Here is a 12228-nt window from a genome sequence, read left to right on the forward strand (position 1 = left end):
GTCCTTTTCGCTCCTGTTCTTCGTCAGATAGCCCGCTATCTTCCTCATCACAGAAGCGAAAATGCCTCAAAAACTCATCCCAAATCATCGCACGATAAATTCAAAACAGCTTCTAAAAAACTGATTTCAAGCATGCCTTTTAATGAACATAAGTGAGTTAGCCGTTTCACATAAGTAAGTTATGCGTTTCACATAAGCAAGTCAGTCCTATCACTTATGTTCGTTTGAGAGTGTCAGCATGTGAATGTGTCCTGCAACGACATCAGCAAAACGCACAAATCCATACCGCGCATAGTATGAAAATAGAAAATAAGGACATTCATAAAATAGAAAACCCATAAAATAGAAACCCATAAAATAGAAAACCATAGATTGAAAAAAAATAGTTTTAAAAACTTGTCCAATTCAAAGAAAAGCCATACCTTTGCAGCCGGAAAAGAAAAAGAAAGATTTTCAATTTAATCAAAACCTATTAAAGGCTTGTTAAGAAGAATGTCATTCTTTTCAGTAGCAATGAAAGGACAAACCGGTCCGGCAATTGCTACAAAAGTTCAGATGGCGCTTTCGTCTAGTGGCCTAGGACGCGGCCCTCTCACGGCTGAAACACGGGTTCGATTCCCGTATGCGCTACCAACCTAAATTATATTGGAAGTTTGGGTGAGTGGCTGAAACCAGCAGTTTGCTAAACTGCCGTACGGGTTACCGTACCGGGGGTTCGAATCCCCCAGCTTCCGCTATAACTACTGGACAGAAGTGAATAAGGTCCCATAAATCAATGATTTGTGGGACTTTTTTTACAACTAAAAGTCCACAGAAAACAACATTGTATCTTGTATTATACATAATACATTCAGGGCAAACGCATCTAAATTATACAGATTATCATCTACAGCAGCATTACACGTCCTCCAAAGACCGCCTTTGGATACCCCAAAACGTATATCCCAAGGGCAGTGTTTTGCAGAAATCAAATGCGTCGGCCCTGATAGTACCGTATCTTGATTTTATCAATAAGCATTTTTTTCACCATGAATGGCATTACGGACTGTGCGGTAGATGATATATAAATCCAACCCGAAACTCCAGTGCTCAATATACCAGATATCACCTAAGATACGTCCTTCCATATCTTTTAATTCTTTGGTTTCCCCCCGATATCCCGTCACTTGGCTCCAGCCTGTTATGCCTGGCTTAACAAAATGACGTACCATATATTTATTAATCAATTTAGAATATTCTTGTGTATGTTTCAGCATATGGGGACGTGGTCCGACTATACTCATGTCACCTAGTAATACGTTGATAAATTGAGGCAATTCGTCTATATTGGTTTTACGCATAATATCCCCCCATCTTGTTTTACGCGGATCATTTTTAGTAGCTTGTACGGTATCAGCATCTTTGTTGACCTTCATAGAGCGGAACTTGATGCAATAAAATTCCTTATCGTTCAGTCCATTACGTTTCTGGCGGAAAAATATCGGACCAGGCATGGTTAATTTGGTAACGATAGCCACAATGATAAAAATGATAGGAAAGAAAGTACATAAGAACAAGAGTGAAAATGCAATATCGAAAGCACGTTTCAAGAACTTGTTTTCCGGACGGCTTAAAGGGTCTGGGCGCAAACTGAGGTAAGGCACATTACCCATCATATTGAAATATACCCGGTTATGTAGATAGTTGCGAAGATTAGGAACGCTGTAAAAATGTACCACATTATTCTCGCAATAATTGATAATGGGCAAAATGACATCTGCTTTTCGCGATGGAAGACAACAGAAAAGATAATGAATATAAGGATGAGCAGAAAGATAGTGTTCCACTTCTTCCGGCTTGCCTAGATAAGTGCAATGTTCATTATCCATGTTAGGATTTGGTTCATCATCAAAATATCCCACAACCCCATAACCACTTGCCGGGTCATCGGTCAATTCATGGTATAACTCGATATTGTTTGGAGTACTTCCCACCAAAACTACATAGTGTATGTTTTTTTTGTTGTTCCGGTAAATTTTCAGGCATGTGCGGAACATAAGCCTGTATATACTTATAATAAGGAATAAGGCAGACAGATAAGCTGCATAAAATAATGATATGACATTAAAATGCATACCTACCGTTAATAAAAAACCACTTACAATGGTAAAATAGAATACATTACGAAATACACGTGCAACAATTTGATACGAATGTACCTTTTGTCTATGTAATATAACCCCTCCACGCATTGTGCATAATAAATAGCAAAGCGATATTACTATAAGAATCTGGGGTAAACTGGAATTAAACGAAACAGGCTTGTCCATCATGTTGCCCCAATAATAAAAAGCATAAAACAATCCATTACATAGGCATAAGTCCCCCATTATCACAAAAGCCTGGATGATACTGTTGTATCTTAGGATGCGATTGCTATTACTCTCCATATAAAATAAGGTTTTAGTTAGACTTTATTTAGTAATCAATTCCTTTAAAATAGTTTCTTCGTCTTTTGCCTGTCTGTTTGTTTATTGTGCAAAGATTGTAGAAATTTTAAAGAAAAGCAAATTTTACCCCCTCAAAATCTCATTGATATTTAAATATATGTTAAATAACACACGATTTTTCTTATATATGTATGTTGAATAACATAATATATATATCTTTGCATCGTGTTTTTCATGGTATTAGATTTAAGGTTAATGAAGATTGGGAATCTGGGAAGATTCCCTTTTTTTATGCTTGCTTTTTCCGATGCATATCAGTCCCTCCAGAGCCACTTTAGAAGCTGTTTTGAATTTATCGTGCGATGATTTGGGATGAGTTTTTGAGGCATTTTCGCTTCTGTGATGAGGAAGATAGCGGGCTATCTGACGAAGAACAGGAGCGAAAAGGACCAAAAAATCGCCCAAAGCACACACGAAAACAGATACATCAAGCCAAGAAAAACTTTTTGGAGAAATTCAAAACAGCTTCTTACTGTAGATGCGACAATATCGGTGCTAAAACTAATCTGTTCATGATAGAACCGCCAATGAATGAAGAATCCTTTCGGACATGGCTTCATCAGTCACATTACCGAAAAACTTTGAAAATCAAAGAAAATAAGCCATATCTTCACTTATGCCAAAACAAGACCTTTTACACGACTTTAAATGAAAGAACCATGAAGGCTTGACTTTTTTTCTTATTACTCTAGCCTATAAATCGAGATTTATATCTAAATTTGCAGGGTAATTTAAAGCTCAAAAATTATGTTGATTTACAATACGACCTTTCACGTGGAGATGGCTGACGCACGCAATTTCGTCATCTGGCTTCACGAATGTTATATTCCCGAGGCAGAAAAATCGGGAGAGTTGAGCAACCCGCGCATCTTGCGCATCCTGAGCCATAAGGAGCAGGACAGCGAGTGCTTCTCTTTGCAATGGGAAGTGGAAGACAGTGCCGCACTGCACCGCTGGCACACGCAGGTGGGAGCACACCTGAATGAGGAACTAAAAAGAACGTTTAAAGACAAGGTGATAGGTTTTCCTACCTTGATGGAGGTCATCGCGTGATACAGCCTGTAAGGGAAAAGATTATTCTGGGCATCGATCCGGGCACGAACATTATGGGCTATGGTGTCTTGAAAGTGACCGGCATTAAGCCTGAAGTGATAACACTGGGAGTCATCGACCTTCGCAAATGCGGTGACCCTTATCTGAAACTGAAACATATCTACCAGCGCGTGCAGGGCATCATCGCTTCGTACCTGCCCGATGAACTTGCCATCGAAGCCCCATTCTTCGGAAAAAACGTCCAGTCTATGCTGAAGCTGGGACGTGCGCAAGGAGTAGCGATAGTGGCAGCTTTGTGCCGTGATATCCCCGTAACCGAATATGCACCTTTGAAAATCAAGATGGCGATAACGGGAAACGGACAGGCCAGCAAAGAGCAGGTAGCAAATATGCTGAAACGGATGCTCCACATCCCCGACTCAGAAATGGGTCCCTTTATGGATGCCACCGATGCACTGGGCGCCGCCTATTGCCATTACTTACAGATGGGGCGTCCGGCACTTCCCGATGCCTATTCGGGATGGAAAGACTATCTTCGGAAACATCCGGAGAAGATCGTGAAATGATGTAAGCTTGTTCACCACAGCAGCACATAGAAGTTTTAATATTTGCACCATCTGTGATGAGTAATAAATATACAGACAATGAATATAAAAACAATATTGTTGATGGGAATGTTAACTACAATGATTTTCGCTTGCCAGCCACATTCTGTTTTGTATGCTTCCTACGATGAGTATCCGGTATACGAAGGGAAGTGGGAAGAAATGACATATACCCCTTTGCATACCAGTTTCGCCTTGTGGGCACCTACCGCCCAACAAGTAAAAGTGCTAGTGTATGAAACCGGACAAGGAGGGTCTGCAAAACGAATGGTTGACATGGAGCCGGCCGAAGACGGTATGTGGAGAACATCGGTAGAGGGCGATTTAAAAGGCTGTTTCTATACTTTTAATGTGCGGATAAACGATGTGTGGCAAGGTGACACACCAGGACTATGGGCAAAGGCAGTGGGCGTAAACGGAAACCGGGCAGCCATTATCGATATGAAAGAAACCGACCCCACCGATTGGGAGAACGATCGCCGTCCGACGGCAAAAAGCTTGCAAGATGCCATCATTTACGAAATGCACTTACGCGATTTTACCACGGATAGCACAGGAGGCATGAAATACCGGGGTAAATACCTTGCCTTGACAGAAGATACTACACATACATGGATGGGAGAACATACAGGACTTGCACATCTGAAAGAGCTAGGGGTAACGCATGTACAGCTGATGCCTGTGTTTGACTTTGCTTCCATCGACGAAAGCCATCCCGAACGTACCCAATACAACTGGGGATATGACCCGAAGAATTACAACGTGCCTGAAGGCTCGTATGCTACAGACCCTTATAATCCCCAAGTGCGTATCCGCGAGTTTAAACAGATGATACAGGCTTTACACAATGCGGGTATCCGTGTAATTATGGACGTAGTATATAATCATACGTTTACTGTTCAAGGAAGTGTGTTTGAACGTACTGTCCCAGGATATTTCTATCGCAAGGATGCGAAAGGAAATTTTGCTAATGGATCGGGATGCGGAAACGAAACTGCCAGCGAACGAGCGATGATGCGCCGCTTTATTGTGGAATCGGTCTGTTATTGGGCAAAAGAGTACCACATCGACGGATTTCGTTTCGACTTGATGGGCTTACACGATGCAGAGACAATGCGTACCGTACGTCATGCACTTGACCGTATTGACCCTGCCATCTTCATCTGCGGCGAGGGATGGGCGGCATCAGTTCCAAGTCTTTCGCCCGACCTGCTTGCCATGAAAGAGAACGTGAACAAAATGCCCGGAATAGCAGTCTTCCGCGACGAATTCCGCGATAGTTTGCGCGGGCCATTCGGAAATGACAAGAAAGGAGCTTTCCTGATTGGCAGACCAAACCACGAACAAGGCGTACGTTTCGGCATATCGGGAGGCACATATCCCTTGACTCCCAATGACTCATGTACGGGTTCTCCACTGCAATTCATCAGCTATGTCAGTTGCCATGATGACTTGTGCCTCACCGACCGTTTGAAGGCAACACTTCCAGGAGCTTCAGTGCAGGAACTAGGTTCGCTGCAAAAACTGGCGGCTACTGCCCTCCTTACCTCGCAAGGAGTGCCGTTCTTATTCGCGGGAGATGAATTCTTGCGCACAAGACAAGGGAAACCTAACCCGTATAACCTGCCAGATGAAGTAAATGCCATCCGCTGGAATGACAAGACATTGCATCGTGACGTATTCGATTATTACCGAGGGTTGATAGCCATGCGCAAGGGGCATCCAGCCTTCCGCATGGGAGATGCTGCTTTAATAAGAGAACATTTAGAATTTATCCCCGTGCCTGCTTCTAGCGTTGTAGCTTTCCGCCTGAAAGGGAACCCATGTGGAGATGCTTGGCTCAACACAATAGTAGTGCTCAATGCACGCACAGAAGCCGTAAAAGTGAATATTCCAGAAGGGAAGTACTGGGTGGTATGCCAGAATGGAAAAGTTGATTTGGTACTGGGACTTGGCACAATAACGGGGAACCAACTCCAAGTAGCTCCTCGCTCAGCTACGATAATACACCAATGATTTATGGAAACAAGAACATTAAGACACAAAATCGCGAAGAACTCCTTTTTAGGAAAAACCAAACCCACAGAGATTTGCCGAGAATTATCTCTCCACATGCTCTGCTTCTCTAAAAACAGGAAACTTTGCTTTAACAATAACAACTCTGCGTATTTGCGTCTTTGTGTTCAATTATAATATAAAAAACAATGCAACATATCATTACCATCGAAAACGGCATAACCCGCCATCCGGCATACCGGATGAAAGAACCAGTGAACCTGCAATTCAACGAAGGTGAACACATCGCCATCGTCGGACCCAACGGTGGAGGAAAGAGCCTGCTGGTTGACACCCTAACCGGACGTTATCCCTTGCTAATGAACGAAGTGAAATATGACTTCTCGCCTTCTGCATCGAAAATGGTGTCCGATAACATCAAGTATATCACCTTCCGCGACTCGTATGGTGACTCCGATGCTACATATTATTACCAACAACGCTGGAATGCACACGACCTGGACGACACGCCTGTTGTACGCGACTTGCTCCCCGAGTGTAAGGATGAAACGTTAAAACAAAACTTGTTTGACTTGTTCGGCATCAAGGCGATGCTCGACAAACATATTATCCTTCTTTCAAGTGGCGAACTCCGTAAGTTCCAGCTCACCAAGACCTTGCTGAGTCATCCTAGGGTGCTGATTATGGACAATCCGTTCATTGGCTTGGATGCCAAGACGCGCGACTTGCTGCATGTCTTGTTGAAACGCCTCACCGAGGTAACCCACCTACAAGTCATTCTTGTGCTTTCGAAGTCGGATGATATCCCTGCGTTTATCACCCACGTAGTGCCTGTGTCCAACAGAGTATGCGGAAAGAAAATCACACTTTCTGAATACTTGGCTTCGCATCCTGAAATCCCAGCTTGTGTATTGTCTGAGGAAAAACGCGCACGCATCCTGAATCTGCCATATGCCGAAGGTTTATATCACAGTGACCACATCGTTGACCTGAACAAGGTGAGCATCCGTTACGGAAACCGCACTATACTGAAAGACCTCGACTGGTCTGTGCGCTGCGGCGAACGGTGGGCCTTAAGCGGCGACAACGGATCAGGCAAGTCTACCCTACTCAGTCTGGTATGTGCCGATAATCCGCAAAGCTATGCATGTGACATCTCCCTCTTCGGACGGAAGCGCGGAAGCGGAGAAAGTATTTGGGAAATCAAACGGCATATCGGGTACGTCAGCCCTGAAATGCACCGCGCCTATTTGAAAAACCTACCAGCTGTCGACATCGTGGCAAGCGGCCTGCACGACTCCATCGGGCTATACAAAAAGCGGAGTGACGCCGACCGTGCCATGTGTGAATGGTGGATGGACATCTTCGGTATCCTCGCCTTGAAAGACCGCAGTTTCTTACAACTTTCCAGTGGTGAACAACGCCTCGTATTACTGGCACGCGCTTTTGTGAAAGATCCCGAGTTATTGATATTAGACGAACCACTTCACGGACTCGACTTGTTCAACCGCCGGATGGTGAAAGACATCATCGAGGCGTTTTGCCAACGCCAAGGCAAAACTTTAATTATGGTGACACACTACCAGGAAGAACTTCCGGCATGTATCACCCACCGGCTTTATTTGACAAGAAACAGATAAAGATATACTAACGACAAGGTGGAAATATACGAGTAATGTTGTATACCAACCCACTTTGCCACATTGATAATTATAACCATTATGGAACAGACACATAAAATCAACAAAGTAGAAATCCGCAACTTGCGGATGGAAGATTATGACCAGTTGGCACAATCATTCACACGCGTGTACGCCGACCGGGACGTATTTTGGACACGCGCTCAGATAAAGAAGTTGATTGCCATTTTTCCGGAAGGGCAAATCGTGACCGTGGCAGACGACAAGATTGTAGGCTGTGCGCTCTCCATTATCGTTGACTATGACATGGTGAAAGGCGACCATACCTATGCCAAAGTAACTGGCAATGAAACTTTCAATACCCATAACCCGAAAGGGAACATCCTCTATGGCATCGAAGTGTTTATCCACCCCGAATACAGAGGTCTTCGCCTGGCACGACGCATGTATGACTACCGAAAAGAACTGTGCGAAAAGTTGAATCTGAAAGCAATTATGTTTGGCGGACGCATTCCAAACTATCACAAGTATGCCGACACGATGCGCCCGAAAGAGTACATCGAAAAAGTACGCCTGCGCGAGATTTATGACCCTGTACTCACCTTCCAGTTATCGAACGACTTCCACGTGCGCCGTGTGATGCGCAACTACTTGCCCAACGACGAGGAATCGCGTCATTGCGCCACACTCCTTCAATGGGACAACATTTACTATCAACCACCTACCGACTCGTATGTAGACAAAAAAACTACCGTGCGCGTAGGCCTGGTGCAATGGCAGATGCGTTCATACAAGACTCTTGATGATGTATTCGAACAGGTAGAGTTTTTCGTGGATGCCGTTTCGGGCTATAAGAGCGATTTTGTACTTTTCCCCGAATATTTCAATGCTCCGTTGATGGCTAAATTTAACGATATGGGTGAGGCACAATCCATCCGCGCCCTGGCGCAATACACCGAAGAAGTACGTGACCGCTTCGTTGAGCTTGCCATCAGCTACAACATCAACATCATCACCGGAAGCATGCCTTACGTAAAAGATGACGGAAGCCTGTACAACGTAGGATTCCTCTGCCGCCGTGACGGAACTTACGAAATGTATGAAAAAGTCCATGTCACCCCCGATGAGGTAAAGAGCTGGGGCTTGAGTGGTGGACGTATGGTACGTACCTTCGATACCGACTGTGCAAAAATCGGCGTACTGATTTGCTACGACGTCGAATTCCCCGAACTCTCCCGACTGATGGCAGACCAAGGGATGCAAATCCTTTTCGTGCCTTTCCTCACCGATACACAGAACGGATATTCACGTGTACGTGTCTGTGCCCAGGCGCGTGCCATCGAGAATGAATGTTTCGTGGTGATAGCTGGAAGTGTCGGTAATCTGCCCCGCGTGCATAACATGGATATCCAATACGCCCAGTCGGGTGTATTCACGCCATGCGACTTCGCTTTTCCGACCGATGGCAAACGTGCCGAGGCTACTCCGAATACCGAGATGATTCTGGTATCGGATGTCGACCTTGACCTGCTGAACGAGCTTCATACCTACGGAAGTGTACGCAACCTACGCGACCGTCGCAGCGACCTCTACGAACTGCGAATGAAAAAGAGTGCACAAGAATAAAAAACTAAAGGAAACGAATGTTTTTAATAATGTGCTTTAAATGAAGATATACTTATTTGACATTTCAGGCTGTAGCAGCTAACTGGAATGGCTTATGAAGTATATCTTCGTTTTCGTAGATGATGCATTGGCTGAATGGCAGACATTCATCTAAAGAAAACTTATCATTTTAACGAACTATTGTTTATAGCAACATTAATCTTACAAAAGGTTACTTCTTTTTCAGATAACACATTTAGAATATTACAATTCCATTTCAAAAACACACATTTTGCTATATTGATATTGATTTACATCAATAAATGACACCTTTCTCTATAATTTTCCCCAATATTGTTTTTATGTTATTCAACATATTCTTATCTTTGCAGTGGTAAAAAGATAAAGCTCGAGCTAAACTAGATTTAAAAAGATAACGTAATTGTTTTAAGGTAACAAGTTTTTAGGTAACATTTAAAATTTAGGTATTATGAAAAAGTTTGGATTAACATTAGTAGCTGCTTTGGCGTTTTCTGCATCAGTATTTGCTAACGGTGTGAATGATTCAACTGCTGTTGCCAAATGGGATGGATCTATTAACAAGGCTAAACTGAATAAGTATTTGAAATTAACTTCAGCACAGAATGAAGAAGTTGCAGATATCTGCGATTACTTTCAGGAACAAATGAAGTTAGCGAACAGATCGTCTAAAGATACTGACCAGAAAGTTCGCAATGCAGTATATGGAAATTTGAAGTTGATGAAAAAAACATTAAATGACAAGCAGTATGCCGACTACGTTCGTCTGATGGCGTTAACTTTGCGTAATAAAGGCATCAACATCGACAAATAATTCGTTCAAATAATTTAACCATAAGGCGAATCAATAATCAATTTTATCTGATTCGCAAGCAACATTGGATCAGGTTAGCATTGCAGCAACCAGCTCCATGAAAATAAAACAGTGTCAGCTAGAGATAAAAACATTAACTCTGCCGGCACTGTTTTTTATACAATATCTCTAACCTGATACAAGACAAAAACATGTTCTCACTATCAGCCAACTTCTAATACTCCTTTCCCTGTTTCCAATCAGGATTGGAATCCTGCAAAGCAAAACTCCAATCCTCAGGAAGAAAAATAATCAATAAGCACGTGCAAACAATACGCGGCGTACCGAAGGTTTACCTGTTACCATATCGACGCCCGGTGTCAGACTTTCCTCGTCTGCTTCGAACGGGATGCAACGGATGGTTGCTTTCGTCTCTTCCTTGATACGTTCTTCAGTTTCAGTCGTACCATCCCAGTGTGCAAGGATGAATCCGCCCTTTTCGATCTGTTCCTTGAACTGTTCGTAAGTATCCACTTTCACAATGTGTTCATTGCGGTATTTCAAGGCTTTCTGGTAGATATTCTCCTGAATTTCTTCCAACAGATTCTTTACGTATTCCTCAATACCGTCGCATGAGCGGGTCTCCTTTTCCAACGTATCGCGGCGCATCAGTTCAATGGTATTGTTTTCAAGGTCTCTGCCACCCATTGCCAAACGTACGGGAACACCCTTCAGCTCGTAATCGGCAAACTTAAATCCCGGACGCTTATTATCGGCATTATCATATTTCACGGTAACCCCCATATTACGGAGTTTCGTGACAATACCTTCCACTTTCGCATCAATCTGTTTCAGCTGCTCATCGTTCTTGTAAATAGGAACAATGACCACCTGAATCGGCGCCAGATGTGGAGGAAGAACCAAACCATTATCATCCGAATGAGTCATGATAAGTGCCCCCATCAAACGGGTAGACACTCCCCATGAAGTAGCCCATACGTAATCAAGCTTATTGTTCTTATCGACGAATTGCACATTGAATGCCTTAGCAAAATTTTGTCCCAGGAAATGGGATGTACCACACTGCAAAGCCTTACCGTCCTGCATCAGTCCTTCAATGGTATAAGTATCCAATGCTCCGGCAAAACGTTCGTTGGCACTCTTCACTCCTTTAATGACCGGCACTGCCATGTATTTTTCAGCAAAATCACCATACACGTGCAACATCTTCTGTGCTTCGGCTTCGGCTTCCTCACGGGTAGCATGCGCCGTATGTCCTTCTTGCCACAGAAACTCGGCTGTACGCAGGAAAAGACGTGTGCGCATTTCCCAACGCACTACATTTGCCCACTGATTGCAAAGGATAGGCAAGTCGCGATACGAATTAATCCAGTTTTTGTAGGTACTCCAAATAATGGTTTCCGAAGTAGGACGGATTATCAGTTCTTCTTCCAGTTTAGCTGCCGGGTCGACAATGACACCCGAACCATCCTCGGCATTCTTCAGGCGATAATGAGTGACCACCGCACATTCTTTAGCAAACCCTTCCACATGTTCTGCCTCACGGCTCAAGTATGATTTTGGAATAAGTAACGGGAAGTAAGCATTCACATGTCCCGTTTCCTTAAACATTGTATCCAGCTGGTGCTGCATTTTTTCCCAGATGGCGTACCCATAAGGTTTGATTACCATACAGCCACGCACGGGCGACTGCTCTGCCAGGTCTGCTTTTACTACCAAATCATTGTACCATTGCGAATAATTCTCGCTTCTTTTGGTCAGTTCTTTCAGTTCTTTTGCCATAGATATGTCTTTTGTTTGATTATTCTCCAAGATTTCGTTCGAATTGCAAAATTAGTAAAAAAAGCACTCAATATCGCGTAACGGGCTGTTTTTTTCTCATATCCGGAAGCCATAATACCAAAAACTTCAGATATTTCCGATGCTTTACACACACAATCACAGCAAAATCTGCAGCAAGAGCCTGA

9 protein-coding genes and 2 tRNA genes are annotated in these 12228 nt (G+C 43.4%); 9 read left to right on the top strand and 2 right to left on the bottom strand.

Annotated features, from left to right (window positions below; genetic code table 11):
• The first annotated feature begins 557 nt into the window (after positions 1–557).
• Positions 558–633 (top strand) — tRNA-Glu (locus tag B5F25_RS02405).
• A gap of 14 nt (positions 634–647) precedes the next feature.
• A tRNA-Ser gene (locus B5F25_RS02410) sits at positions 648–734 on the top strand.
• Positions 735–1007: 273 nt separating this feature from the next.
• Here B5F25_RS02410 and B5F25_RS02415 read toward each other — a convergent pair.
• Entirely contained in the window at positions 1008–2429 is a 1422-nt protein-coding gene (locus B5F25_RS02415; protein ID WP_087247368.1) for an undecaprenyl-phosphate glucose phosphotransferase, read from the bottom strand.
• 362 nt (positions 2430–2791) lie between these two features.
• Here B5F25_RS02415 and B5F25_RS21505 point away from each other — a divergent pair, with 362 nt between their 5' ends.
• From B5F25_RS21505 to B5F25_RS02445, 7 genes are all read left to right on the top strand, one after another.
• Positions 2792–3160, top strand: coding sequence for a hypothetical protein (locus B5F25_RS21505; RefSeq protein WP_162614345.1), 369 nt, complete (start codon positions 2792–2794; stop codon positions 3158–3160).
• A gap of 76 nt (positions 3161–3236) precedes the next feature.
• On the top strand, positions 3237–3542 hold the full coding sequence (locus B5F25_RS02420; protein WP_022039152.1) for a DUF4286 family protein: 306 nt from the start codon (positions 3237–3239) through the stop codon (positions 3540–3542).
• Positions 3539–4108, top strand: coding sequence for a crossover junction endodeoxyribonuclease RuvC (ruvC, locus tag B5F25_RS02425; RefSeq protein ID WP_022039151.1), 570 nt, complete (start codon positions 3539–3541; stop codon positions 4106–4108). The genes B5F25_RS02420 and ruvC overlap by 4 nt, the downstream gene beginning before the upstream one ends.
• Positions 4109–4186: 78 nt before the next feature.
• Entirely contained in the window at positions 4187–6163 is a 1977-nt protein-coding gene (pulA, locus tag B5F25_RS02430; protein WP_087247370.1) for a type I pullulanase, read from the top strand.
• Positions 6164–6351: 188 nt separating this feature from the next.
• A complete protein-coding gene (locus B5F25_RS02435; protein WP_087247372.1) occupies positions 6352–7803 on the top strand; it encodes an ATP-binding cassette domain-containing protein in 1452 nt (483 codons plus the stop codon).
• Positions 7804–7884: 81 nt separating this feature from the next.
• Positions 7885–9429 carry a carbon-nitrogen hydrolase family protein gene (locus B5F25_RS02440; protein WP_022039148.1) on the top strand — a complete coding sequence of 515 codons (1545 nt, stop codon included), beginning with the start codon at positions 7885–7887 and terminating at the stop codon, positions 9427–9429.
• 469 nt (positions 9430–9898) lie between these two features.
• A complete protein-coding gene (locus B5F25_RS02445; protein ID WP_022039147.1) occupies positions 9899–10261 on the top strand; it encodes a hypothetical protein in 363 nt (120 codons plus the stop codon).
• A gap of 291 nt (positions 10262–10552) precedes the next feature.
• On the opposite strand, the gene proS is transcribed toward B5F25_RS02445, so the two are convergent.
• Positions 10553–12043: a proline--tRNA ligase gene (gene proS / locus B5F25_RS02450; protein ID WP_087212719.1), complete on the bottom strand. Its 1491-nt coding sequence runs from the start codon at positions 12041–12043 to the stop codon at positions 10553–10555.
• Between the last annotated feature and the right edge of the window lie 185 nt (positions 12044–12228).

The organism is Bacteroides sp. An19 (assembly GCF_002160215.1).
In the GTDB taxonomy this organism is placed as follows: Bacteria; Bacteroidota; Bacteroidia; order Bacteroidales; family Bacteroidaceae; genus Phocaeicola; species Phocaeicola intestinalis.